The organism is Chitinimonas koreensis (genome assembly GCF_014353015.1).
In the GTDB taxonomy this organism is placed as follows: domain Bacteria; phylum Pseudomonadota; class Gammaproteobacteria; order Burkholderiales; family Chitinimonadaceae; genus Chitinimonas; species Chitinimonas koreensis.
In genome coordinates, this window is record NZ_CP060704.1 from 1,944,704 (window position 1) to 1,969,843 (window position 25,140).

At 67.9% G+C, this 25,140-nt stretch carries 25 protein-coding genes and 1 pseudogene; 18 read left to right on the plus strand and 8 right to left on the minus strand.

Annotation, left to right across the window (positions count from 1 at the left end; genetic code table 11):
- The first annotated feature begins 4 nt into the window (after nt 1-4).
- The 10 genes from lpxD (at nt 5) to H9L41_RS08550 (ending at nt 9,036) form a co-directional block, all read left to right on the plus strand.
- The gene (lpxD, locus tag H9L41_RS08505; RefSeq protein ID WP_028446565.1) at nt 5-1,045 is read left to right on the plus strand and encodes a UDP-3-O-(3-hydroxymyristoyl)glucosamine N-acyltransferase; all 1,041 of its coding nucleotides are present in this window, start codon (nt 5-7) and stop codon (nt 1,043-1,045) included.
- Nucleotides 1,042-1,539, plus strand: a complete 498-nt coding sequence (gene fabZ, locus H9L41_RS08510) for a 3-hydroxyacyl-ACP dehydratase FabZ (protein ID WP_245589216.1) — start codon at nt 1,042-1,044, stop codon at nt 1,537-1,539. Before lpxD ends, fabZ begins: the two co-directional genes overlap by 4 nt.
- Nucleotides 1,540-1,549: 10 nt before the next feature.
- Nucleotides 1,550-2,326, plus strand: coding sequence for an acyl-ACP--UDP-N-acetylglucosamine O-acyltransferase (gene lpxA, locus H9L41_RS08515; RefSeq protein ID WP_028446566.1), 777 nt, complete (start codon nt 1,550-1,552; stop codon nt 2,324-2,326).
- A gap of 4 nt (nt 2,327-2,330) precedes the next feature.
- Nucleotides 2,331-3,509 (plus strand): lipid-A-disaccharide synthase, encoded by a 1,179-nt coding sequence (gene lpxB, locus H9L41_RS08520; protein WP_051319079.1) that lies wholly within the window; start codon nt 2,331-2,333, stop codon nt 3,507-3,509.
- Entirely contained in the window at nt 3,506-4,093 is a 588-nt protein-coding gene (rnhB, locus tag H9L41_RS08525; protein ID WP_028446568.1) for a ribonuclease HII, read from the plus strand. Before lpxB ends, rnhB begins: the two co-directional genes overlap by 4 nt.
- 162 nt (nt 4,094-4,255) lie before the next feature.
- Nucleotides 4,256-5,110, plus strand: coding sequence for a flagellar motor stator protein MotA (gene motA / locus H9L41_RS08530; RefSeq protein WP_028446569.1), 855 nt, complete (start codon nt 4,256-4,258; stop codon nt 5,108-5,110).
- A gap of 26 nt (nt 5,111-5,136) precedes the next feature.
- On the plus strand, nt 5,137-6,063 hold the full coding sequence (gene motB / locus H9L41_RS08535) for a flagellar motor protein MotB (protein ID WP_028446570.1): 927 nt from the start codon (nt 5,137-5,139) through the stop codon (nt 6,061-6,063).
- Entirely contained in the window at nt 6,060-6,779 is a 720-nt protein-coding gene (locus H9L41_RS08540) for a class I SAM-dependent methyltransferase (RefSeq protein ID WP_028446571.1), read from the plus strand. The genes motB and H9L41_RS08540 overlap by 4 nt, the downstream gene beginning before the upstream one ends.
- Nucleotides 6,764-8,179, plus strand: coding sequence for a hypothetical protein (locus H9L41_RS08545; protein ID WP_028446572.1), 1,416 nt, complete (start codon nt 6,764-6,766; stop codon nt 8,177-8,179). The genes H9L41_RS08540 and H9L41_RS08545 overlap by 16 nt, the downstream gene beginning before the upstream one ends.
- A 59-nt stretch (nt 8,180-8,238) precedes the next feature.
- Nucleotides 8,239-9,036 (plus strand): TrmH family RNA methyltransferase, encoded by a 798-nt coding sequence (locus H9L41_RS08550; protein WP_028446573.1) that lies wholly within the window; start codon nt 8,239-8,241, stop codon nt 9,034-9,036.
- Here the strand turns inward: H9L41_RS08550 and H9L41_RS08555 are convergent.
- Nucleotides 8,992-9,909 carry a DMT family transporter gene (locus H9L41_RS08555; protein ID WP_051319080.1) on the minus strand — a complete coding sequence of 306 codons (918 nt, stop codon included), beginning with the start codon at nt 9,907-9,909 and terminating at the stop codon, nt 8,992-8,994. The genes H9L41_RS08550 and H9L41_RS08555 overlap by 45 nt on opposite strands.
- Before the next feature lie 177 nt (nt 9,910-10,086).
- The gene (locus H9L41_RS08560) at nt 10,087-10,857 is read right to left on the minus strand and encodes a phytanoyl-CoA dioxygenase family protein (RefSeq protein ID WP_028446574.1); all 771 of its coding nucleotides are present in this window, start codon (nt 10,855-10,857) and stop codon (nt 10,087-10,089) included.
- Between the two features lie 234 nt (nt 10,858-11,091).
- Here H9L41_RS08560 and H9L41_RS08565 point away from each other — a divergent pair, with 234 nt between their 5' ends.
- On the plus strand, nt 11,092-11,616 hold the full coding sequence (locus H9L41_RS08565) for a PilZ domain-containing protein (protein WP_028446575.1): 525 nt from the start codon (nt 11,092-11,094) through the stop codon (nt 11,614-11,616).
- Nucleotides 11,606-12,280 carry a uracil-DNA glycosylase gene (gene ung / locus H9L41_RS08570; protein ID WP_084300325.1) on the plus strand — a complete coding sequence of 225 codons (675 nt, stop codon included), beginning with the start codon at nt 11,606-11,608 and terminating at the stop codon, nt 12,278-12,280. Before H9L41_RS08565 ends, ung begins: the two co-directional genes overlap by 11 nt.
- Before the next feature lie 122 nt (nt 12,281-12,402).
- Here ung and H9L41_RS08575 read toward each other — a convergent pair whose 3' ends face one another.
- The 6 genes and pseudogenes from H9L41_RS08575 to H9L41_RS08600 form a co-directional block, all read right to left on the minus strand.
- Complete coding sequence (locus tag H9L41_RS08575) at nt 12,403-13,620, minus strand: EAL and HDOD domain-containing protein (RefSeq protein WP_028446577.1); 1,218 nt, start codon at nt 13,618-13,620, stop codon at nt 12,403-12,405.
- Nucleotides 13,621-13,737: 117 nt separating this feature from the next.
- On the minus strand, nt 13,738-15,669 hold the full coding sequence (locus H9L41_RS08580) for a chemotaxis protein CheA (protein ID WP_028446578.1): 1,932 nt from the start codon (nt 15,667-15,669) through the stop codon (nt 13,738-13,740).
- A 27-nt stretch (nt 15,670-15,696) separates the two neighbouring features.
- Entirely contained in the window at nt 15,697-16,308 is a 612-nt protein-coding gene (gene cheZ, locus H9L41_RS08585) for a protein phosphatase CheZ (RefSeq protein ID WP_211236881.1), read from the minus strand.
- A gap of 217 nt (nt 16,309-16,525) precedes the next feature.
- Complete coding sequence (gene cheY / locus H9L41_RS08590) at nt 16,526-16,915, minus strand: chemotaxis response regulator CheY (RefSeq protein WP_028446580.1); 390 nt, start codon at nt 16,913-16,915, stop codon at nt 16,526-16,528.
- A 69-nt stretch (nt 16,916-16,984) separates the two neighbouring features.
- A complete protein-coding gene (locus H9L41_RS08595; RefSeq protein ID WP_028446581.1) occupies nt 16,985-17,920 on the minus strand; it encodes a chemotaxis protein in 936 nt (311 codons plus the stop codon).
- Nucleotides 17,921-17,999: 79 nt separating this feature from the next.
- A pseudogene (locus H9L41_RS08600) lies at nt 18,000-18,954 on the minus strand (chemotaxis protein).
- Between the two features lie 285 nt (nt 18,955-19,239).
- Here H9L41_RS08600 and H9L41_RS08605 point away from each other — a divergent pair.
- The 6 genes from H9L41_RS08605 to fliE all read left to right on the plus strand — a co-directional run bounded on the left by H9L41_RS08605 (nt 19,240) and on the right by fliE (nt 25,129).
- Nucleotides 19,240-20,421, plus strand: coding sequence for a sensor histidine kinase (locus tag H9L41_RS08605; RefSeq protein ID WP_051319081.1), 1,182 nt, complete (start codon nt 19,240-19,242; stop codon nt 20,419-20,421).
- Between the two features lie 63 nt (nt 20,422-20,484).
- Nucleotides 20,485-20,790 (plus strand): STAS domain-containing protein, encoded by a 306-nt coding sequence (locus H9L41_RS08610; protein WP_028446584.1) that lies wholly within the window; start codon nt 20,485-20,487, stop codon nt 20,788-20,790.
- A gap of 21 nt (nt 20,791-20,811) precedes the next feature.
- A complete protein-coding gene (locus tag H9L41_RS08615) occupies nt 20,812-22,500 on the plus strand; it encodes an ATP-binding SpoIIE family protein phosphatase (RefSeq protein ID WP_034607113.1) in 1,689 nt (562 codons plus the stop codon).
- Nucleotides 22,497-23,213 (plus strand): chemotaxis protein CheB, encoded by a 717-nt coding sequence (locus H9L41_RS08620; protein WP_084300327.1) that lies wholly within the window; start codon nt 22,497-22,499, stop codon nt 23,211-23,213. Before H9L41_RS08615 ends, H9L41_RS08620 begins: the two co-directional genes overlap by 4 nt.
- A gap of 106 nt (nt 23,214-23,319) precedes the next feature.
- Nucleotides 23,320-24,720, plus strand: a complete 1,401-nt coding sequence (locus H9L41_RS08625) for a sigma-54-dependent transcriptional regulator (RefSeq protein ID WP_028446585.1) — start codon at nt 23,320-23,322, stop codon at nt 24,718-24,720.
- Nucleotides 24,721-24,805: 85 nt separating this feature from the next.
- Nucleotides 24,806-25,129, plus strand: coding sequence for a flagellar hook-basal body complex protein FliE (gene fliE / locus H9L41_RS08630; RefSeq protein WP_028446586.1), 324 nt, complete (start codon nt 24,806-24,808; stop codon nt 25,127-25,129).
- Nucleotides 25,130-25,140: the final 11 nt, after the last annotated feature.

Below are 25,140 nucleotides of genomic sequence, written 5' to 3' on the forward strand. Positions count from 1 at the left end.
GGTCGTGGACTATCGACTGTCCGACTTCGTCGCCCGCCTGGGCGGCGAGCTGATCGGCGAGGACGTGGCGATCCGCCAGGTCGGCACGCTGGAAGACGCCGGCCCCGACCAGCTGGCCTTCCTCGCCAACGCCAAGTACCGCAAGCAGCTGGCCGATACGCGCGCCGGCGCCGTGGTGCTGCGCGCCGACGCCGCAGGGCTGACCGAGCGGCCGCGCATCGTCGCCGCCGACCCCTACCTGTATTTCGCCCGCGTCTCCACGCTGCTCAACCCGCTGCCGCGCCCCGCGGCCGGCATCCACCCGAGCGCGGTGGTGGCGGCCTCGGCGCTGATCGACCCGAGCGCCAGCATCGGCCCCTTCGTCAGCATCGGCGAGCGGGCGCGCATCGGCGCCGACGTGGTGATCGAGGCCGGCTGCCGCATCGGCGACGGCGTCGAGCTCGGCGCCGGCTGCCGGCTCTACGCCAACGTGGCGATCTACCACGGCTGCCGCCTGGGCGACCGCGTCACGCTGCATGCCCATGCGGTGATCGGCTCGGATGGCTTCGGCAATGCCTGGACCGGCGAGGGTTGGTTCAAGATTCCGCAGATCGGCCGCGTGCTGATCGGCAACGACGTCGAGATCGGCGCATCGACCACGGTCGACCGCGGCGCGCTCGGCGACACCGTGATCGAGGACGGCGTGCGGCTGGACAACCAGATCCAGATCGCCCACAACGTCCACATCGGCCGCCACACCGCGATGGCCGGCTGCGTCGGCGTGGCCGGCAGCACCCGGATCGGCGCCTACTGCACCTTCGGCGGCAGCGCGATGATCCTGGGCCACCTCGAGATCGCCGACCGCGTCAACGTGATGGCCGGCACGCTGGTCGGCAAATCCATCCTCAAGCCAGGCACCTACGTCGGCCAGTACCCGGTCCAGACGCACGAGGACTGGCTGGCCAACGCCTCGCACCTGCGCAGGCTCGATGCGCTGGTCACCCGCCTGAAAACAGTCGAACGTAAAGTCGGCCGCGACGATGCCGACCAGGGAGAACATGCATGACCCAAGTACTCGAAGCCATGGACATCCAGGGCATTCTCGACCACCTGCCGCACCGCTTCCCGTTCCTGCTGATCGACCGCATCACCGAGCTGGTGCCGGGCGAGCGCATCGTGGCGCTGAAGAACGTGTCCTACAACGAGCCGTTCTTCGTCGGCCACTTCCCCAAGTACCCGGTGATGCCGGGCGTGCTGATCGTCGAGGCGATGGCCCAGGCGGCCGGCGTGCTGAGCTTCCGCACCACCGGCGACAAGCCCAAGGACGGCTTCCTCTACCTGTTCGCCGGCATCGACGACGTGCGCTTCAAGTCGCAGGTCACGCCCGGCGACCAGATGCTGATCGAGGTCAAGCTCGAACGCCGCCTGCGCAATATCTGGAAGTACAAGGCGGTGGCGCGCGTCGGCGGCAACGTGGTGGCCGAGGCCAGCCTGATGTGCGCCCAGGTGCCGACCGGCGACAAGGCCGCCGCCAAGGCGCCCGCACCGGCGGCCGCCTGAGGACGAACGCATGGCCCGCATCCATCCCAGCGCCGTGGTGCACCCGGCTGCCGAGCTCGCCGACGACGTCGAGATCGGCCCGTTCTGCCTGATCGGCGAACACGTGCGCATCGGCGCCGGCACGCGCGTCGGCCCGCACAACGTGATCGACGGCCACACGGTGATCGGCGAGCGCAACGTGTTCCACGGCTCGGCCCACATCGGCTGCGCGCCGCAGGACAAGAAGTACCGCGGCGAGCCGACCCGGCTGGTGATCGGCGACGGCAACACCGTCTACCAGTTCGTCACCATCTCGACCGGCACCAGCCAGGACGAGGGCATCACCTCGCTCGGCGACGACAACTGGATCATGGCCTATGTCCACATCGCCCACGACTGCCGGCTGGGCAGCCACCTGATCCTGGCCAACAACGCCACGCTGGCCGGCCACGTGCATGCCGGCGACTGGGTGTTCCTCGGCGGCTTCACCTCGGTGCACCAGTTCTGCAAGATCGGCGCGCACGCGATGACGGCCTTCACCGCCGCGGTCACGCAGGACGTGCCGCCCTACGTGACTGCCGCCGGCAACCGCGCCGCGCCGGCCGGCATCAACAGCGAAGGCCTGCGCCGCCGCGGCTTCGACAATGCGCAGATCCTCGAGATCAAGCGCGCCTACAAGCTGCTCTACCGCCAGGGCCTGACGCTCGAGGAGGCGATCGCCGAGATCACCGCGCGCGCGGCCGAGCGGCCCGAGCTGCAGGCCTTCGTCGATTTCTTCCCCACCGCGACGCGCGGCCTGATCCGCTGATCCGATGGCGGGCATCAGTCTGTTCGACGGCTACAAGGGTCCGCGCATCGCCGTCGTGGCCGGCGAGGCTTCGGGCGATCTGCTCGGCGCCGCGCTGATCGAGGCGGTGCTGCGCCGCGTGCCCGAGGCGCGCTTCGCCGGCATCGCCGGGCCGAAGATGCAGTCGGCCGGCGCCAAGAGCCTGTTCCCGATGGAAAAGCTGGCGGTGCGCGGCTACCTCGAGGTGCTCAAGCACCTGCGCGAACTGCTCGGCATCCGCGCCGAGCTGCGCGATGCCTGCCTGGCCGAGAAGCCCGACCTATTCATCGGCGTCGACGCGCCCGATTTCAACCTGGGCCTCGAACAGAAGCTCAAGGATGCCGGCATCCCGACGATTCACTACGTCAGTCCGTCGATCTGGGCCTGGCGCGGCGAGCGCGTGCACAAGATCAAGGCCGCCACCGACGAGGTGCTGTGCCTGTTCCCGTTCGAGAAGCCGCTGTACGACGCGGTCGGCGCCAAGGCGACCTATGTCGGCCACCCGCTGGCCGACCAGATGGCGCTGACGGTCGACCGCGCCGCACTGCGCGAGACGCTGGGCCTGCGCGAGAAGCAGCTGGTGTTCACCCTGCTGCCCGGCAGCCGGGTCAGCGAGATCGAATTCCACGCCGAGCTGTTCATCGAGACTGCGCGGCTGCTGCATGCACGCTACCCCGAGGCGCAGTTCCTGGTACCGCTGGTGACGCGCGAGACGCGCGAGCTGTTCGATAGCGCGCGCTACCGACTCAAGGCGCTCGAGCTGCCGCTGCGGATGATGTTCGGCCATGCCCAGGAAGCGATGCAGGCGGCCGACGCGATCCTGGTCGCCTCTGGCACCGCCACCCTGGAAGCCATGCTGGCCAAGCGGCCGATGGCGATCACCTATCGGCTGTCCGAGACCACCTACAAGCTGGTGCGCAAGAAGATGCGGCTGCCCTATGTCGGCCTGCCCAACGTGCTGGCCGGCCGCTTCGTGGTGCCCGAGCTGCTGCAGGCCGACGCCACGCCGGCCAACCTGGCGCAGGCGCTGGGCAACCTGGTCGACGACCGCCGGCTCGGCAAGGCGCTGGCTGAGTTCTTCGGCGAGCAGCACCTGGCGCTGCGGCAGGATGCGGCCGAGCGCGCCGCCGACGCGGTGGTGGCCTACCTGGGGCGCCGGCGGTGAGCTGGGTCTGCGGTGTCGACGAAGCCGGCCGCGGGCCGCTGGCCGGCTCGGTGTTCGCCGCCGCGGTGATCCTCGACCCGGCGCGGCCGATCGCCGGCCTGGCCGACTCCAAGACGCTGACCGCGGCACGGCGCGAAGCGCTGGCGCTGGAGATCCGCGCCCACGCGCTGGCCTGGTCGGTGGCCCGCGCCAGCGTGGCCGAGATCGACACGCTGAACATCCTCAAGGCCACCATGCTGGCCATGCGCCGCGCGGTCGAAGGCCTGGCGCAGGCGCCGGCCGAGGCGCTGATCGACGGCAACCGCGTGCCGCCGGGGCTGGCCTGCCGCGCGCGCGCCATTGTCAAGGGCGATGCGCTGGAGCCGGCCATCTCGGCCGCCTCGATCCTGGCCAAGGTCGGCCGCGACGCCGAACTGGTCGAGCTCGACCTGCTCCATCCGGGCTACGGCTTCGCCGTGCACAAGGGCTACCCCACGCCGGCCCACCTGGCCGCGCTCGACCGGCTCGGCCCCTGTGCCGAGCACCGCACCAGCTTCGCCCCGGTACGCGAGCGCCTGGCCGCCCGCCAAGCCGCATTCTGGTAGGCTTCGGCCTGCGCCGGCCAAGCCGCGCCGGTGCTTGCGCAGCGAGCCGTGTTGCTGCCCGCGCCGGCATTTGTCATTCGCGACACGCGCCAACTAATATTCGACCGTTGCGTCGCCCTCGGACGCGTCAACCGGCCACAGAGCCGATGGGAGCTTCACTCGATGTTCGTGATCATCGGCTACATCTTCATGTCGGTCTGCATCTTCGGCGCCTACGCGATGCATGGCGGCCACCTGGGCGTGCTGTGGCAACCGTCTGAGATCGTCATCATCTTCGGCGGCGGCATCGGCGCGATGATCGTGGCCTACGGCTCCTCGCTCAAGAGCGTGCTCAAGGCCGTGCCGACGGTGTTCAAGGGCAGCGCCTACGGCAAGTCCTTCTACATGGACCTGTTCGCGCTGCTGTACGAGATCCTCTCCAAGGTGCGCAAGGAAGGCCTGATGTCGATCGAGGGCGACGTCGAGAATCCCGATGCCAGCCCGCTGTTCTCCAAGTACGCCACCGTCGCGCGCGACCACCACGTGATCGAATTCCTGTGCGACTACCTGCGCCTGATGGTGGGCGGCAACCTGAACGCCTTCGAGATCGAGAACCTGATGGACGTCGAGATCGAGACCCACCACCACGAGGCCGAGGTGCCGGCGCAGTTCTTCGCCAAGCTCGGCGACGGCCTGCCGGCCTTCGGTATCGTCGCCGCGGTGATGGGCGTGGTGCATACCATGGGTTCGCTGCACCTGCCGCCGTCCGAGCTCGGCAAGCTGATCGGCGCGGCGCTGGTCGGTACCTTCATGGGTATCCTGCTGGCCTACGGCTTCGTCGGCCCGCTGGCCACCATCCTCGAGGGCAAGGCCAACGACAGCACCCGCGTGTTCCAGACCATCAAGGTCACCATCCTCGCCAGCCTCAACGGCTATGCGCCGCAGGTGGCGGTCGAGTTCGGCCGCAAGGCGATGGAAGGCGCGCTCCGGCCGAGCTTCCTCGAGCTCGAGGAATACGTGAAGAACAAGAAGGGCTAGTCGTCTAGCGTCATGGAGCGAGCACAGTGAGCGACGATTCCCAACGGCCCATAGTCGTCAAGAAGATCAAGAAGGGCGGCCATGGCCATCATGGCGGCGCCTGGAAGATCGCCTACGCCGACTTCGTCACGGCCATGATGGCCTTCTTCCTGCTGATGTGGCTGCTCGGCTCGTCGACCAAGGGCGATCTGCGCGGCATCGCCGACTATTTCCAGAACCCGTTCAAGGTCGCCCTCAACGGCGGCTCGGGCGCCGGCGACTCGACCAGCGTGCTGCAGGGCGGCGGGCTCGACATCTCGAAGAAGGCCGGCGAATTCCGCCGCACCAACGATCCGGGCGACAAGCGCATCCTGGGCGACCTGAAGAAGAAGCTCGAGGACGCGCTCAAGAACGCCGCCGGCAAGCTCGGCCAGTACAAGGACCAGATCCTGCTCGACATCACGCCCGAGGGCTTGCGGGTGCAAATCGTCGACCAGCAGAACCGGCCGATGTTCAAGAGCGGCAGCGCGCAGATGGAGGGCTACGCGGCCGACATCCTCAAGGAGATCGCCGCCATCCTCAACGAGGTGCCGAACCGCCTGTCGCTGTCGGGCCATACCGATTCGGCCGGCTTCTCGACCGGCGACAAGAGCTACAGCAACTGGGAGCTGTCGGCCGACCGCGCCAACGCCTCGCGCCGGCAACTGATCACCGGCGGCCTGGCCAGCGAGAAGATGCTGCGCGTGGTGGGCCTGGCCGACTCGGTGCCGTTCGACAAGGACAACCCGGCCAACCCGGTCAACCGCCGCATCAGCATCATCGTGCTGAACAAGGAAGCCGAGGAGAACATCATGAAGCTCGCCGGCAAGCAGGCCGGCGACGCCGCCGAGGTGACCGATCCGGCAGCGGCGATCGCGGCGGGTGCGGCGCCGGCCGCTGCCGCTGGAACGCCGGCGGCAGACGCGAAACCGTGAGACCGGCGCTGGCGGCCCTGCTGATCCAGTGCGGCGCCGCCGCGGCAGCCTTCGCGCTGGTCCGCGCCGCGGCCTTCCCTCCGGCGCTGTGGTGGCCGCTGCAGGCCGGCCTCGCCGCCGCCGCCAGCGTCGCCACCGGGCAGCCGCGCTGGTGGTGGCTGATCCATCTCGCCTTCATGCCGGCCGCCGCGCTGGCGCTGCGGCTCGGCTGGCCGCCTTGGCTCTACCTGTGCGCCTTCGCGCTGGCCTGGCTGCTGTTCGGCCGCATCGACCGCTCGCGCGTCCCGCTCTACCTCAGCAACCGGCTGGCGCTCGACGCGCTGCTGCAGCGCGTGCCGCCCGGCGGCCGGGTGCTCGATCTCGGCGCCGGCACCGGCACCGTGCTTGCCTACCTGGCACGCCGGCCCGGCATCGTGGTCGAAGGCGTTGAGCATGCCTGGCTGCCGTGGCTGCTGGCGCGCCTGCGGCTGCTGCGACGCGATGCCCGGGTCTGGCGCGGCGACCTGATGCGCTGGCCGCTGGCCGGCTACGATGTGGTGTATGCCTTCCTGTCGCCGGCGGCGATGCCGTCGCTGTGGCGGAAGGCGAGGGCGGAGATGCGTCCCGGCAGCCTGTTCGTCAGCAACAGCTTCCCGGTGCCGGACGTGGACGCCGACGAGATCATCGAACTCGACGACTGGAAGGGCGCGAGGCTCTATCTATGGCGGATGCGCTGAAACCGAAGCCGAAACCGGCCGCCGACACGCCGGAAACCCGTGCCTGGCTCGACTACTGGGCCCGCCGGCCGCTGCCCGTCCTGCAGTCGACCAAGGCCGGCCTGGCGGGCTTCGCCGGCAAGGGCGAATCGGCCCGGATCGGCGACATCGCCGACCTGGTGCTGCGCGATCCGCTGCTGACCGCGCACGCGCTGCGCCAGATCAACGGCCGCGAGCGCAGCAGCCTGGCCGCCGACGTGGTGTCGATCGAGAGCATCGTGATGCTGATGGGCGTCGATGCCTTCATCGGCCAGTTCTCCCGCCTGCCGGCGGTCGAATCGCTGCTGCTGCCCAAGCACGCGGCGCAGTACCACGCGCTGCTGCAGGAGGTGGCGACCGCGCGGCTGGCCGCCCGGCTGGCGCGCGACCTCGGTTTCCAGCGCTACGACGCCCACCTCGACGAAGTCTTCGCCACCGCCTTGCTGGCCCGCATCCCGCGCATGCTGCAGCACCTCGCGCCCGGCATGCCGACGCCGCCGGCCGATGCCGCGGTGCCGATGACGGCGTTGGCACGGCACTGGAAGCTGCCGGAGGTGTGCTCGAACCTGCTCGACCCGGAACACGGCGTCGAAGTGCAGCGCGGCGAGATCCAGCGAGCCGCGATCCGGCTGGCCGAGCATCTGCAGCTCGGCTGGTGGCAGGCGCCGATCGGCGCCGACCTGCAGCTCGCCGGCGAGGTGCTGGGCATCACCACGGCCGAGGTGTGGGCACTGGTGCGGCGGGCGCTGCTCGATTTCGCCCACCGCGACTGGCCCTATGCGCAGATCTTCCCGCCGGCGCGCTGGCTGGCGATGCTGCCGGGCGAGTGGCCCAAACCGCAGCCCAAGGCCGCCGCGGCGCCGGCCAAGGCCGGCTTCAACGAGTTGTTGCGCGGCCTGCAGGCGGCCGGCGACAGCGGCGCCTCGTTCAACCAGATCATGACCCACGCGATCCGTGCGCTGGCCGAGGGCGCCGGCTTCAAGCGCATCCTGTTCGGCCTGATGGTGGCCGGCCAGCGTTCGCTGAAGACGCGCTACGTGTTCGGCGCGCCGGCCGACGATCCGCTGCGCGCCTTCGAGATCGAGCTCGGCACGCCGCACCTGTTCAGCAAGCTCCTGCTCAAGCCGCAGTCGGTCTGGCTCAACGTCGGCAACCGGCCGCAGTTCGAGGCGCTGCTGCCGCGCGGCCTGCGCCAGGCGGCCGGCGAGGGCGATTTCATGGCGATGTCGCTGTTCGTCAACGACAAGCCGGTCGGGCTGTTCTTCGCCGACAGCCAGGGCGGCGCGCTCAGCGATGCGCAGTACGCCGGCTTCAAGCAGGTCTGCCTGCTCACCGGCCAATGCCTGACCCGCCAGGCGCGCAGGCTCGACCTGGGCGGCTGATTCCGATCCATTCTCCGTTTCAACCGTCCGGCGCAGCGCCGGCCCATCATATCGTTTCCATGGAAATCATCCAGTCCCGCCAGAACGCGCTGGTCAAGACCTGCGTCAAGCTGGCCAGCCACCGCCGCGAACGGCTCAAGAGCGGCGTGACCCTGCTCGACGGCCCGCACCTGATCCGCGCCGCGCTCGACGCCGGCCTGCCGCCGCAGCGCCTGCTGGTCGCCGCCGGCGCCGTCGACAAGCCCGAGATCGTCGACCTGCTCGGCCGTTTCGACGGCGTGCCGGCGGTGCTGGCCGACACGTTGTTCGGCGAATTGACCGAGTTGGAGTCGAGCAGCGGCATCCTGGCCGTCTGGCCGGTGCCGGCAGCGCCCGCGCCGCGCCGCGACGGCCTGGTACTGGCGCTCGACGGGGTGCAGGACCCGGGCAACGTCGGCGCGATGCTGCGCACCGCCGCGGCGGCTGGCGTGGCGCAGGCCTGGCTCAGCCCGGCCTGCGCCGACGCCTGGTCGCCCAAGGTGCTGCGCGCCGGCATGGGCGCGCATTTCCTGCTGCCGCTGGTGGAAAGGGCCGATCTGCCGGCGCTGCTGGCCGATTTCGGCGGCCGCCGCGCCGCCACCCTGCTGCAGGGCAGCGTGCCGCTCTACGCGGCCGACCTGCGCGGCGATCTGGCCTTGGTGATGGGCAGCGAGGGCGGCGGTGTCAGCGAGGAGGTGGCGGCGCTGACCGAGCTGCGGCTGCGCATCCCGATGCGGGCCGGGCTCGAGTCGCTCAACGTCGGCGCGGCCGCCGCGATCTGCCTGTACGAGCGGCTACGCCAGGCGGGCGGCGAGGCGGTCCAGGCCGACCCGGCGTAGCCAGCCGCTGACGTCGGCCAGCATGATCAGGTTGCCGACCACCGCGCAGGCGATGCCGGCCACCGTGTACAGCTGCCATTGGAAGCCCTCGAACCAGGCCGACAGCAGCAGCGCGGCGATCGGCACCGCCACCGCGATATAGCCCGAGCGCGCGGCGCCGATGCGGCCCAGCAGGGTCAGGTAGGCGGCGAAGGCCAGCACCGAACCGAACACCGCGAGGTAGAACAGCGAGCCGAGATAGCTCGGCCGGGTGTCGAACACCAGCGGCTGGCCGCTGAGCAGGGTGAACAGCAGCGCGGTGCCGCCGCCGACCAGCATGCCGTAGCCGATGCCGGGCAATAGCGGCAGCGCGGCATCGCGGTTGCGCTGCGCCACCAGGTTGCCGAGCGAGGCCAGCAGGGCGGCGCCGAGGCCGAAACCGACCCCGATCCAGCCCGACGCGTCGTTGACGCCGCGCAGTTCGGGCCAGAACACCAGCGCGATGCCGGCGATGCCGAGGCCGGCGCCGAGCGCCGACTTGGCGTCGATGCGGCGGCCGAAGGCGAAGCGGGCGCCGACCAGGTTGATCACCACCATGCTCGAGTTGAGCACCGCCATCAGGCCGGACGCGATATGGCGTTCGGCCTCGTAGACCATCATGTAGCTCACGCCGAACATCAGTACCCCCTGCAGCGCGGCCCAGCGCAACTCGGCGCCCGAGAGGCGCAGCCGCTCGCGCCGCCAGGCGCACCACGCCAGCATCAGGATGCCGGCCAGCAGGAAACGGTAGGCGACCGAAGCGCTGGCCGGTACCACGCCGTACTGCAGCGTGATGGCCAGCCAGGTCGAGCCCCAGATCAGCGTGGCGACGGCGTAGAGAAGGGCGTTGGGCATGGCGGCGGCCGGGAAGGGGAGCGGAAGGCCAGACTACGCGCCGGCATCGGCCGGCGGCAGGCACGGCTGGCGGACACGCTGGCCGACTGTGATGGTCGCCGTGGCGTGACAGTCGCGCCAGGCCGTGCTGCCCGATGCAGGTCGTGCGTATCGGTCCGGCTAGCGGCCGGCGCCGGTCTAGTCGATGGTCACCGTCGGCAGACTGGCGCTGCGCGAACCGGCCAGCGGCAGATTGTCCTGGCGGTGGTAGCCGTAGACCAGCGAGTACTTGGTCGCCTCGGTCCGGTTCCAGCCGGCGGCGTGGAAGGTCATCGCGTGGAAGAACACCACGTCGCCCGGCTCGAGCGAAGGGAATACCGCGCGTTCGATCAGCGCCGCGTTCTCCGGCAGGTCGGCCCGCAGGAAGGCGCGGTTCTCGAAGCGTTCGGCATCCAGTTCGAGCCGGTGCGAACCGGGCAGGAAGCCGAGGCTGCCGTTCTCCGGATATTCGCGGCCCAGCGCCAGCCAGACCGACACCAGGTTGTTGTCCTCGAAACTCCAGTAGCGGATGTCGCGATGCCAGTGGGTGACGCTCGAATAGGCCGGCTGCTTGGTCATCAGGCTGTTGTGATGGGCCTGGGTGAGCGCGATGCGCGGTGAGCCGAGCAGCTGCTTGACGCGATCGGTCATGCGCGGATCCTGCGCCCAGCGGCGGAACGCTTCGTCGCGCTGGTAGACCTGGCGCAGTCGCCGCGCGGTGCGGCCGCCGACCGCGTCGAGCGAGGCCGGGGCGCCCGGGTAGTTCGTCTCGGCCTCGTATTCGATCGGCTCGACGGCGCGGGCGAGGTGGTCGTTGGCCACCGCGAGGATGGCCTCGCGCGTGGCGGCGTCGGCCAGGCCGCGGACCACGACGAAGCCGTGTTCATGGAAATCGTTCAGCTCGGCGGGAGAGAGGAGGGTGGCAGGCATGGCGTGGGCGGCGGAATCGCAGGAAAGCGCGGCGCAGGGAATCGGAGAGGCGCATTCTAACGCCGGCCCATGCCGGCAGGAATTGTGCTTGCTCAAATGCGTGCCGCGGCAAACGTGCGCGCGCCGGCCCGGTCGAAACGGAAGGCGCGGCACGCAAGCGCCGGGCCACGCGCCGCGACGGCCGCCGGGCCCGGTGGGCGGCCGCGCTATAATCGCCGGGACTGGAGCCCTGCCATGCCGACTGCCATTGCCATTCATGCCGATCTGCCGCTCGCCTGGCACCCCGACCAGGCGCCGGCGACGGGCGACGGCGTCCTGCTGCTGCGGGTGCTGTCGCTGCTCGAAGCCTCGCCGCCGCACCTGGACGACGAGGACGGCCCCGATAGCCTGCGCTGGCAGGCGCTCGAGGCCCGCATCGACCTCTGCCTGCAACTGATCGGCCAATTGCTGGCCCGCGGCGCGCCGCTGCCGCCGGTCGCCAGCGTGGCGCTGAACGGCGAGTCGGCGCGCTGGCGGGCGGCCGCGCCGATCGCGCCCGGCGAGCGCGGTGCGCTGGGGCTCTACCTCAGCCCGCGCATCCCGCAGGCGCTGCTGCTGCCGGCCGTCATCACCGGCTGCAGCCCCGACGGCGACCGTTGGCTGGTCGACGCGCATTTCGAGCTGCACGACGACGAGCTGCAGGACTGGCTCGACAAGACCATTTTCCGCCGCCACCGGCGCGAGATCTTCGACCGCAAACATCCCTCGCATGACGACTGAGCTTCCTCTCCAATGGGCCGCCTGGCTCGCCGACGAAACCGCCAAACCATACTGGGCCGAGCTGCAGGCCTTCCTCGCCGCCGAAGCCGCCGCCGGCAAGACCATCTACCCGCCGGCCGAGCTCCGCTATGCGGCGCTCGAAGCGGTCGCACCGAGCGAGGTGAAGGTGGTGATCCTGGGCCAGGATCCCTACCACGGCCCAGGCCAGGCGCATGGTTTCAGCTTCTCGGTGCCGCGGGGCGTGCGGCCACCGCCTTCGCTGCTCAACATCTTCAAGGAAATCGCCCGCGACCTCGGCCATACCCCGCCGGGCCACGGCAACCTGGTGGACTGGGCCGGGCAGGGCGTGCTGCTGCTCAACAGCGTGCTCACCGTCGAGGCCGGCCAGGCCGGCTCGCATCGCAAGCGCGGCTGGGAACGCTTCACCGACGCGCTGGTGGCCAAGCTGGCGCGCGAGCGCGAGCACCTGGTCTTCATGCTGTGGGGTGGTTATGCCGAGGCCAAGCAGTCGCTGATCGACCCGGCGCGCCATTGCGTGCTGCTGTCGCCCCACCCGTCGCCGCTGTCGGCCCATCGCGGCTTCATCGGCAATGGCCATTTCTCGGCCGCCAACCGCTACCTGGCCGAGCACGGCATCGCGCCGATCGACTGGGCCTTGCGCTGATCCGACCTCCGGCCCGATCGGGTCGGCGCCGTTTCGCGTCGTGGTGCCCGAAAGCTCGCCGGGCCGATAAAGCAAAAAGCCGCCCGAGGGCGGCTTTTGCATGAAGCGGATCGGCGGGACGATCAGACGCCCAGCTCCTCGACCCAGGCCAGCGCCGACACGTGCGCCTTGTTGAGCATCTCCGGCGTGAGCTGGAGCTGTTCGCACAGGCGCGGCACGTCGGCCATGTCCGGGTCTTCGCAGGCCTCGGCCAGCTCGATGAAGGGGCCGTAGATGCCGGTGCGCGACAGCAGCGCCTCGGACACGCTGTCGGGCAGCAGCAGCGTTTCGAGGATCTTGTCCATCGGCATGTCGAGCATCACGTCGAGCAGCGAGAACACGCCGACGATGAACAGGTTGTCGCGGTCGGTGCCGTCGAGCAGGTGGCTGCCGAGCAGCTCGACCAGCCGGCCGCGCGTGACCGCGGTCTTCATCAGCGCCGGCGGCGTGCCCGCGTCGGAGCTGGCGGTGACCAGCAGCAGCGTGAGCCAGCGGTACAGCTTCTGGTAGCCGAGGATGGTGACGGCATGGCGGAACGAGTGGATCTCGCACGACAGGCCGAAGCCGGCCGAGTTGATATAGCGCAGCAGCTTGAACGACAGCGCCACGTCGCGCTTGAGCGCGTTCTCGATCTCGACGATCTCGGCGTTGTTCCTGAGCATGTTCAAGAGGCTCAGGATGTTGGCGTAGGCCGGATTGATGATCTTGGCCGACAGCGTTTCCGGGTGGGCGAAGTAGTAGCCCTGGAAGCAGTCGAGGCCGACGTCGAGGCAGAACTTGAACTCGTCCTTGGTTTCGACCTTCTCGGCGACCTGCAGCACCGGGAACTTGCGCAGCTCCTTGGACAGGCTCTTGACGTTCTCCAGGCCCAGTTGCTGGATGTCCAGCTTCACGTAGTTGGCGAACTCGAGGAAAGGGGCGGTCTGCGGCGTGTAGGTGAAGTCGTCGAGCGCGATGCCGAAGCCCTGGGCGCGCAGTTCCTTGGCGCGGGCCAGCAATTCGGGCGTGGCGTTGACCGATTCGACGATTTCGAGCACCACGCGCTGCGGGTGCAGGAGCTCGAGGAAATTGCTCTCGAGCATGGAGGTGGCGACGTTGACGAAGGCGAGCTTGCTGCCGACCAGCCAATCGGCGCCCATGTTCGAGAGGGTGTTGACGAGGATGTTGGTCCCCGCCTGCATGTCGCTCGAGAAGTCGGCCGTCAGGGACGACTGGTCGAGCCGGAACAGCAATTCATAACCGATGATCTGCTGCTGTCGGTTGAGGATGGGTTGGCGGCCGATGAAGGCGTTGTTCTGCATGTTGACTCGCGATGTTCGGAATCGGTCCGGGGGCCATGAAAACGGCGGTCTTCATTATGCAGACCGCCGTCATAGTTGGCAATTTGCTTACCCTGTCATAACCCCGTCAGACAAGCTTCAGCCCTTGTGGGTAAGTAGGTTGAGGAGTTGGCTGGTCTTGATCGCCGACTGTTCGGAATTGGATTCGTCGAGCAGGTCTTCCATGTCGAGCACCAGCACCACCGAGCCGTCGCCCGACAGCGTCGCGCCGGCGATGCCGCGCGGGCGGATGTTCTGCAGCGGCTTGATCACCACGTCGTCGCGGCCGATGAAGCTGTCGATCGCCAGGATGAAACTGTGCTCGGACGACTGCATCAGCACGCCGAACTGCGGCGTCTGGGTCGCTTCCCAGCCGATCATGCGGGCCAGCGAGCGGACCGACAGGATCTCGTCGCGCACCACGATGGTGGCGCGGCCGGAGACCTCCTGCACCTGTTCCGGACGGATCGGGATGATCTCGCGCACCATCGCCAGCGGCACCGCGAACGGCTGGTCGCATACGCGCACCACCAGCACCGGCAGGATCGCCAGCGTCAGCGGCAGCGAGATGGCGAAGCGCGAGCCCTCGCCGACCACCGACTGGATGTCGATGCGGCCGTTGAGCTTCTGGATGTTGGTCTTCACCACGTCCATGCCGACGCCGCGGCCGGAGATGCTGGAGATCTGGTCCTTGGTCGAGAAGCCCGGCATGAAGACCAGCTGCAGCGCCTGCTTGTCGTCGAGGCTGTTGGCGGTCTCGAGGTCGATGATGCCCTTCTCGACCGCCTTGCGACGCAGCACGTCGGGCCGCATGCCCTTACCGTCGTCGGTGATCTCGATCAGGATGTGGTCGCCGACCTGGGTGGCGGACAGCTGGACGATGCTCTTGGGCGGCTTGCCGGCGGCGATGCGCTCCTCGATCGTCTCCACGCCGTGGTCGACCGCGTTGCGCACAAGGTGGACCAGCGGATCGTTCAGATCCTCGAGCATCGTCTTGTCGAGCTCGGTCTCCTCGCCGGTGATCACCAGCTCGACGTCCTTGCCCAACTGGCGGGCGAGGTCGCGCGCCAGGCGCGGGTATTTCTGGAACAGCCGGCCGATCGGCTGCATGCGCGTCTTCATGACCGCGTTCTGCAGGTCGCTGACCAGCAGGTCCAGTTGGCCGATCGCCTCGTCGAGCGCCTTCAGCGTGGCGGCGTCGGTCTTGCCGCCGAGGATGTCGGAACGCAGCGTGGTCAGCCGGTTCTTGGTCAGGCCGATCTCGCCGGACAGGTTGAGCACCTGGTCGAGCCGCACGGTATCGATGCGGATCGTGGTTTCCTGCGAGGCCAGCTGCTGTGCCGGCTGCGGCTTGGAAGCCGGCTGCGGTGCGGCAGGACGCAGGCCCACCGCGCCGTCGGATGCGGCCGGCACCGCCGGCTTCTGCACCACCGGTACCGGCGCGGCCGGCAGCGGCGGCGTGGCGGCGACCGGAGCGGGCGCCGGCGCGGCGGGCTTGGCCGCCGCCGCCGGGGCGGGCGCAGGAGCGGCCGGTTTGCCGGTCACGGCCTGGTAGAGCGCGTGCCAGTCGGGTTCGTTGCCGCCGGCGGGAGCGGCTGCGGGTGCGGCGGCCGGCGCCGGTGCGGGGGCCGGCGCTGCCTTGCCCTCGAGCGCGGCGTCGAGCTGGGCCAGCAGCGTGCTGTCGGCCGAAGCCGGCGGGCGGCCTTGCGACAGCGAGCCGAACATGTCGCGCACCACGCCGGTGGCGGCGAGGATCACGTCCATGAGTTCGGGCGACAGCGACAGCTCGCCGTTGCGCAGCTTGTCGAACAGGTTCTCGGTGCGGTGGCACAGGTTCACCAGCGCATCGACGTTGAGGAAGCCGGCACCGCCCTTGATGGTATGGAAACCGCGGAAGATGTCGTTCAGCAGGTGCTTGTCGCCAGGTCGCTTCTCCAGCTCGACCAGCTTGTTGTCCACGTCGGACAGGAGCTCCGAGGATTCGGTGAGGAAATCCTGGAGCAAGTCTTCCATGCCGGCAAAGTCGCTCATATCTTGATCCTCTGGGCTCGGGCCGGATTAGAAACCAAGGCTGGCGAGCAAGTCGTCGACCTGTTCCTGGTTGGTGACCACGTCGGTACGCCCATCGGCGTTGTAGACCGGACCATTGAGCAGGCTCGAATCCACCTCGCCGATCGACGGCGGCTTGATCGCGCTGCCGCCGGGCGAGAACTGCATCAGGAATTCCAGCAGGCTGCCTTCCATTTCCTTGGCCATCTCGACGATCTTCTTGATCACCTGGCCGGTCAGATCCTGGAAGTCCTGCGCCATCATGATCTCGAGCAGTTGCTCGTTGGTGGCCTTGGCGCCGCTGGCCGATTCCTTCAGGTGGTCGCGCGTCTTGGCGGCCAGCTGCTTGAATTCGTCGATCGACAGCTGGTTGGCGAACAGCTTGTCCCATTGCGCCGCGAGCGCTTCCGAATCGCTCTCGATGCGGTTCTGCAGCGGCTGGGCGACGTCGACCGCGTTGAGCGTGCGGTTGGCGGCCTGTTCGGTCAGCGTGGCGATGTATGACAGCCGGTCGCGCGCATCGGGGATGGCGGCGGCGGCCTTTTCCAGCGACTTGTCGAAGCCGAGTTCGCGCAGCGAGTCGTGCACCTTGCGGGTCAGCTGGCCGATGCTGGCGAACATCGAGCGGGCCGGTTCTTCGAGCGTTTCGAGATTGGCGGAGAAACCGGCCTGTTCCGTGGCCTTTTCCGCTGCCGGAGCCGGCGCGGGGGCCGGCGCAGGAGCCGGTGCCGGGGCGGCCGCCGCCGGCTGGTTCGCACTTACGATACTGTCGAACAATGCCTGCAGTTCGTCGGAGTCACCGCTGTTGATGGCTTGATCACTCACGTCGCACCCCGTCTCACTTGTTCAGGTTTTGGAAGATCTTGCCCAGCTTCTCGTCGAGCGTGGCCGCGGTGAACGGCTTGACGATGTAGCCGCTGGCGCCGGCCTGGGCCGCCTCGATGATGTTTTCCTTCTTGGCTTCGGCCGTGATCATCAAGACCGGCAGGTGCTTGAGGGTGGCGTCGGCGCGTACCGCCCGGAGCAGTTCGATGCCGGTCATGTTCGGCATGTTCCAGTCGGTCACGACGAAGTCGTAGGTCGTCGATTTGAGTTTATGCAGGGCAACCTGGCCGTCTTCGGCTTCCTCGACGTTGCCATAGCCCAGCTCCTTGAGCAGATTCCGCACGATGCGGCGCATCGTCGAGAAATCGTCAACCACCAGGAAACGAAGGTTCTTGTCCGTCATGTCTTACTCCGTGAAACCCGTCCGGGGACGGGCGCGCGGCACGCCGCGATTTGCTATGTAGTGGTCAGGTCAGCTTTGAAGGAACGGCGAGATGGTTTCCGCCAACACGAAAGGATCGAATTTAGCGACGTAGGCGTCAACACCGACGCTGCTGCCCATCGCCCGGTTGGCGTTGGACGACAGCGAAGAGTGCATGACCACCGGGATGCCGTGGAAGCGCGGATCGGCCTTGATGTGCTTGGTCAGCACGTAGCCGTCCATCTCCGGCATCTCGGCGTCGACCAGGATCAGCTTGAGGTGGTGGTTGAGCGGCTCGCTGTCGTGCTGGTAGCGGTTGGCGATGTTCTGCAGTTTGTCCCACGCTTCCGCGCCGTTGTTGGCCTGCTGGTACTTGACGCTGAGCTTGTCGAGCACGCCGACGATCTCCTTGCGCGCGACCATCGAGTCGTCGACGAAGAACATGAACTTTTCCTGGTCCACGCTCACGGCAGGGATGTCGGGCACGAAGGTTTCGCCGATCACGCCGGCCAGGATCTGCTCGACGTCGAGGATCGAAACCAGCTTGCCGTCGTCGAGCTCGGTGATGGCGGTGATCATGGCCTGGCTGCCGGCCAGCATGTTTTCGGGCGCGCGCACCTTGTTCCAGTCCACCCGGATGATGCGGTCGACCGACTGCACCAGGAAGCCCTGGGTGTGCTTGGAGAACTCGGTCACGATCATGGTCTCTTCCATGGCCTTGTCCTGGTCGCCGGGACAGACGAACTTGGCCAGGGAGATCACCGGGATGATGTTGCCGCGCAGGGAGATCACGCCTTCGACGCCGCTGGGCATATTGGGCGTCTTGGTGATCCGCGGCGTCTGCGACACCTCGCGGACCTTGAACACGTTGATGCCGAAAGTCTCCCGCGTGCCCAGCGAGAACAGCAGGATTTCCATCTTGTTCGAGCCGGCCAGCTTGGTGCGGGCGTCGACGCTGTCAAGCAAGGTGGAATTGGAATTGGACATTGAGGTATCCCCTGTGCGCAGTCTGGACTTCTGGTTACGTCTGAAACGATCTAAGGAGCGGTGGCGGAATGCCGGCGGATCACTTCTGCTGGCCGCGCAGCATGGAGACGACGGCCTCGGTGAGCTTGTGCGGTTCGAATTTGGCGACGTAGGCGTCGACCCCGACCGACTGGCCGAGCTTCTGGTTCGACATGCCCGACAGCGAGGAATGCATGAGCACCGGGATGCCGGCGAAGCGCGGGTCGCTCTTGACCGACTTGGTCAGCATGTAGCCGTCCATCTCGGGCATCTCGACGTCGGTCAGGATCATCTGGACGTAATCCTTCACCGGCCGGCCGGTCTGCTCGGCCTGCGCCGCGATGCGCTGCAGCTCCTCCCAGGCCTTCTTGCCGTTGATGGTCTCGACATAATTGAGCTGCAGCGCCTCGAGCGTGCGCTGGATCTGCTTGCGGGCGATGGCGGAGTCGTCGGCGTAGAACACCGTGCGGCCGACCACGTCCGATTGCGGCTGGATCGCGCGGAATTCGTGCGCGTCGTCGATCTGGTTGGTCTCGGCCAGCACCTTCTCGACGTCGAGCATCATCACCAGCTTGCCGCTGTCGAGCTCGGTGACGGCGGTCACCAGGCCGCGCATATTGTTGTTGAGCATTTCGGGCGGGACGCGCATCTGGGTCCAGTCCAGCCGCAGGATGGTGTCGACCGCCTCGACCAGGAAGCCCTGGGTGTGTCCGTTGTATTCGGACACGATCATGATGTCGGGCTTGCTCTCGGTCTTCACGCCGACGTAGCGGGCCAGGTCGATGACCGGGATCAGGTTGCCGCGCAGGCTGACCATGCCTTCGACCGCGGGGGCATTTCGGGGCCTGGGTGATTTCGGGCGTGCGCATCACCTCGCGCACCTTGAACACGTTGATGCCGAAGTTCTCGCGCCGGTTCGAGCGCTGGTCCAGCCCCAGGGTGAACAACAGGATTTCCAGCTTGTTGGTGCCGGCGAGCTTGGTGCGCGCGTCGATTTTCTTGAGCAAGTCGGACACTTTTTTCGACTCCGCGAGGATTTGGGATTGCAACTGACCGTTACGTGGGCCGCCGCTGCTGTTGGCCGGGTCGATGGCTGGCAGGACACCCGCTTCAGACACTTCGAATATTCTACCCGCGCGGCTTGCCGAACGCACACCCGGCTTGGCAGTCGGAAGCTTGGCGCGATTTTGATACCGTTATCGTCGCGAACTCCGATGAAGGCAAGCCGCATGGGCGCTGCAAGCCGGTCAATCGCGAAATTTTTATAATCCACCTGCACTTTCCCAACATAGGAACCCGCCTTGTCGTCGCCGAACAGTTCCATCCCGTCGCCATCGGACAAGATCGATCGCGCCGAACTCGAGCAGGCTTTCTCGCTGTTCAACGAAGCGTCGCGCCAACTGGTCGAGGCCTATCAGGAACTCGAATCGAAGGTCGGCTCGCTGACCCACGAACTGGCGGTGGCCAACGGCGCGCTGCGCCAACAGTTCGAGGAGAAGGCCGCGCTGTCGCAGCGGCTGGGCACGCTCCTGGCGGCGCTGCCGGGCGGGGTGGTCGAGCTCGACCTGCAGGGGCGCGTCAGCGCCATGAACCCGGCAGCCCTCGTCATCTTCGGCCACGCGCTGGACGGGCAGGACTGGGACGCCGCGGTCGGGCCGCGGCTGCGCGCGACCTCGGTCGCCACCGAGTGGGATTTCGCGCTCGAGCCCGAGATCGAGCGTCGGCTCAGCATCGTCTCCAGCACGCTCGACGACGGCGGCCGCATCCTCCTGATCCACGACGTGAGCGAGAGCTGGCGCCTGCGCCGCCAGCTGGAGCTGCACAAGCGCCTGGCCGCGATGGGCGAGATGGCGGCCGGTCTCGCCCACCAGCTGCGCACGCCGCTGGCGACCGCCTTGCTCTACACCGCGAACCTGGCCAAGCCCGGCCTGGGCGAGGCCGAACGGCTCAAGTTCGGCGAGAAGTCGCTGGCGCGGCTGCGCTACCTCGAGACGCTGATCAAGAACATGCTGCAGTTCGTGCGCGGACAGCAGGCCGCGCTCGAGGTGGTCGACCTGAACCTGGTGGTCGAGGAGGCGATGCAGACCGTGCAGCCGCACGACGCCTCGGCCAGCCGACGCTGGACGCTGGCGCTGGCGGCCGAGCCGGCCTGGGTCGAGGTGAACCGAAAGGAACTCACCGGGGCCGTGATCAATCTCCTCGACAACGCGGTGCAGGCGACGCAGGCCGGCGATGCGATCGCCGTGGCGCTCGAGCGCGCCGAGCCGGGTTGGCGGCTGGTGGTGTCCGATACCGGCTGCGGCATGAGCGACGCGGTGCGCGACCGGCTGTTCGAGCCGTTCTTCACCACCCGCAAGGAAGGCACCGGCCTGGGCCTGGCGATCGTGCGCAATCTGCTGACCGCCTACGGCGGCGAGATCGACGTCCGCTCGGCGCCCGGAGAGGGCGCCACGTTCACGATCTTGTTGCCAGCGGCGCATTAGCTCCCTATCGTGATAAGGCACATTGCATTTGCATAAACCCGATTCCATAGAACTGAAAAATCCATGACTGCTATTGTCGAGATTGATGGCCAGACCGGCCGCCTCGTATTGTCCGGGCAATTCGATTTCAGCGCGCACCGCGACTTCCGCCAGGCTTGTGACGATGTGCTGGGCAAGGAAGGGGTCCGCGAGGTGCTGGTCGATTTCCAGCAGGTCGACTACCTGGACAGCTCGGCGCTGGGCATGCTGCTGCTGCTCAAGGAGAAGGCCTCGGCAGCGGGCAAGTCGCTTGCCCTGGTGAATTGCCGCGATACGGTGCGACAAGTGCTCGAGATCGCCTGCTTCGGCAAGATATTCACCATCCGTTGAGCCCTTTGCCGCGGGCCGAACATGAAGATCCTGCTTGCCGACGACGCTGAAGTCGTCCGGCTCATGATCGGGCGTTTCGTCGAGTCGCTCGGTCACGAGCTCTTGCTGGCGTCCGACGGCGTCGAGGCGGTCGAGCGCTGCGTGGCCTTTCAGCCCGACATGGTGCTGATGGACATGCTGATGCCGCGCATGGACGGCCCGGAGGCCGGCCGCGAGATCAAGATCCGCATGGGCGAGCGCTGGGTGCCCATCATCCTGGTCACGGCGGTCGAAGAGGTCGGCAAGCTCGCCGATGCGATGGAGATCGGCGCCGACGACTACCTGCTCAAACCGGTCAATTTCCGCATCCTCGAGGCCAAGATCAAGGCCATCGAGCGCACCGTCGCGCTGAACCGCAAGGTACGCGAGCAATCGGCCAAGCTGGCCGAGTACTACGACCGCGCCGAAGAGGAGAAGCGCGTCGCGCGCCACCTGATGGAGCAACTGGTCAGCCACGAGCGGCTGTCCGATCCGCAGCTCCATTACTGGATCGCGCCGGCCGAGAGCCTGTCGGGCGACCTGGTCGCGGCGGCGCGCACGCCGGGCCAGGTGATGCACCTGATGCTGGCCGACGGCATCGGCCACGGCCTGACCGCCGCGCTCAACGTGCTGCCGCTGACGCAGCCGTTCTATGCCATGACCGAGCGCGGCTTCACCCTCACCGACATCCTGACCGAGATGCACCGCAAGGTGCGCCAGGTGCTGCCGACCGGCCGCTTCGTGGCGCTGGCCTTCGTGGCGGTCGATTTCGTCAATTGCCGCATCGAGGTGTGGAACGGCGGCATCCCCGAGCTGCGCCTGTTCGACGAGCAAGGCGGCCTGCTCAAGCGCTGGCCCTCGCGCCACCTGCCGCTCGGCATCCTGCCGGTCGACGCGCTCGATCTGGAGACCGAACGACATACCTTCCAGGGGCGCGGCAACCTGGTGCTGTGCTCGGACGGCCTGCTCGAGGCGCGCAACGACGCCGGCGAGGCGTTCGGCCTGTCGCGGCTGGCGCTGGCCTGCGCCGGCTGGCCGGCCGAAGAGGCGCTCGACCGCACCATCACCTCGCTGTCCGATTTCCTGGCCGGCGCGCACTGCCACGACGACGTCTCGCTGGCCATCGTCGATATCGACCCGGCCGCCGTACGGCCGCTGCCCGAGCCGACCGGCCTCGAGCGCGTGCCGCAGATGCCGAGCGAGGCGCGCTGGCGCTACAGCATGTCGCTGGGGCCGGACGAACTGCGTTCGCTGCACACCGTGCCGCTGATCATGGGCTTCGTGAACCAGGTCCGGCCGCTGGCGAACCACCATGCCGACATCTTCCTGATCCTGACCGAGCTGTTCGTCAACGCGCTCGATCATGGCCTGCTGCAGCTGTCGTCGTCGCTCAAGCGCGACGCCGACGGCATGGAGCAATACCTGCTCGAGCGCAGCCTGCGCCTGGCCGCGTTGCGCGAAGGGCGCATCGAGGTCGAACTGGCCGGCTACGACCTGGCCGGCCGCACCATGCTGGTGGTCCGGGTGTCCGATTCGGGCCAGGGCTTCGACAGCGCCTGGCTCGGTGCGCCGGACGTGCGCCGGCCGAGCGGCCGCGGCATCACGCTGGTGCGCGCGCTGTGCGCCTCGTTGCATTACTTCGGCAATGGCAATACCGTCGAGGCTTGCTACCTGCCGCGCGACGCTTCATGACCCATATCCAGCGCCCAGCGGGCCGGCCGCGCGAAGGCGCGTCCGAACCGCTGGAAATCCCGCCCAGCCATACCGCCGACGTGGTCCTGCCGATCGCGGGCAAGCCGGCCCGCGGTCCGGCCCAGCCCCTGATCATCGTCGGCGCCTCGACCGGCGGCACCGAGGCGCTCAAGCACTTCCTGCTGCCCTTGCCGGCCAATTCGCCGCCGGTGCTGATCGCCCAGCACATGCCCGAGATGTTCACCGCGCCGTTCGCGGCCCGGCTCGATACCTTGTGCAAGCTGCGGGTCAAGGAGGCCGAGCAGGGCGAGCGGGTGCTGCCCGGCAACGTCTACATCGCGCCGGGGCATTCCCACCTGTTGCTCGGCCTTGCCGGCGGCCACTACGTCTGCGAGCTGTCGCAGGCGCCGCCGGTCAATCGCCACCGGCCCTCGGTCGACGTGCTGTTCCGCTCGGCCGCCAACAATGCCGGCCGTCATGCGATCGGCGTGATCCTGACCGGCATGGGGCGCGACGGCGCCGCCGGCATGCTGGAGATGAAACGCGCCGGCAGCTTCAACTTCGCCCAGGACGAAGCGAGCTGCGTGGTGTTCGGCATGCCCAAGGAGGCGATCGCGCTCGGCGGCGTGGACGAGGTCGCGCCGCTGACCGAGCTGCCCGGCCGCATCCTGGCTCATCTGCGCTCCGGCGCGCATGGCAAGGGCGACGGCTGAGTCGGTCCGGGTTCCGCTCCCTCGCAGTGGATTTTCTTCCGCGTTCGTTCGACTTGGACGCGTCGCAGCGCCTATCCTTTTCCCATACGTTTCCCAGAAAGCCGCCATGCCCGCATTGCCCATCCTGATCGTCGAGGACGACAACGACCTGCGCGAGGCGCTGACCGATACGTTGGAGCTGGCTGGCTACCAGATCGTCTCGGCCGCCGACGGCGAGGAGGGATTGGCGCAACTGGCGACGCGCAAGGTCGGCCTGGTGCTGTCGGACGTGCAGATGCAGCCGATGGATGGCGAGACGCTGCTGCGCCGCGTCAAGGTCGAGCATCCGCACATCCCAGTGGTGCTGATGACCGCTTATGGCGTGATCGAGAAGGCGGTGGCCGCGCTGCATGCCGGCGCCGCCCACTACCTGCCCAAGCCGTTCGAGCCCGACGACCTGCTCGCCACGGTGGCCAAGTACATGCTGCCGGCGGTCGACGACGACGCGGTGATCGCCGAACACCCCGGCATGCTGCGACTGTTGGACATGGCCCAGCGGGTGGCGCAGTCCGAGGCGGCAGTGATGATCACCGGCGAGAGCGGTACCGGCAAGGAAGTGCTGGCACGCTATATCCATCGCCATTCCGGGCGCGCCAGCGGCCCTTTCGTGGCGATCAACTGCGCGGCGATTCCGGAACAATTGCTCGAGTCGACGCTGTTCGGCCACGAGAAGGGCGCCTTCACCGGCGCGGCCAACCAGCACATCGGCAAGTTCGAGCAGGCCGACGGCGGCACGCTGCTGCTCGACGAAATCTCCGAGATGCCGCTGGAGCTGCAGGCCAAGCTGCTGCGCGTGCTGCAGGAGCGCGAGGTCGAGCGCGTCGGCGGCAAGAAACCGGTACCGATCGACATCCGGGTGCTGTCGACCTCGAACCGCGACATGCCGACCGAGGTGGCGGCCGGCCGCTTCCGCGAAGATCTCTACTACCGGCTCAACGTATTCCCGCTGATGCTGCCGGCGCTGCGCGAGCGGCCCGACGATATCGTGCTGCTGGCACGGGCCATGCTTTCTAGGCATGCGGCATCGAGCAAGCGCAGGGTGCCCACGGTGAGTCCGGCCGCTGCAGCGGCCCTGACGGCGCACCGCTGGGAGGGCAATATCCGCGAGCTCGAGAACGTGATGCAGCGCGCGCTGATCATGGCGCCCGGCGACGAGATCGAGCCGGAGCATCTGTTCTTGCCGGCTCCGCGCCGGCAGTCGTTGCCGCCGGCGGCAATAATTGCCGGTGGGGCGCCGGTCGCCGCGGTGCCGTTGCCGGTGACGGCAGAGGTCGAAGCACCGCCGGTGGCCGTGGCTTCGGCCCCGCCGGTGACCGACATCAAGTCGCTCGAGCGCCAGCACATCCTGGACACGCTCAGGGCGGCCGGCGGGGTCAGGAAGCTTGCAGCGGAGAAGCTCGGCATGAGCGAGCGGACGCTGCGTTACAAGCTGCAGCAGTACCGGGAGGATGGTTGGCAGGAAGAATAGGACGCAGGATGGGGCGCAGGCCCGCTGATTGCTTGCTATTGTTCAGGCGAGCCACATACAATTTCGAGCAGTTTCGAGGTGCATCATGAGCGTGCAAGGGTTAGACAACTTGCTGGGTGAATTGAAGGTCATGTCCGCCAAGGCGGCGGGCCAGACTTCGTCCACCGCCGAGACCCAGGGCGAGGGTTCCGACTTCGCATCGGTGCTCAAGGCGTCGCTGGACCAGGTCAACCAGATGCAACTCGATTCGCAGGCCAAGCAACAGGCGTTCGAAACGGGCGATCCCAATGCCAACCTGCAAGATGTGATGGTCTCGCTCCAGAAGGCGAGCCTGTCTTTCCAGACTATGGTGCAGGTTCGTAACAAGCTGGTGTCCGCTTACCAGGAAGTTATGAACATGCAGGTGTGATTTCGCCTGAT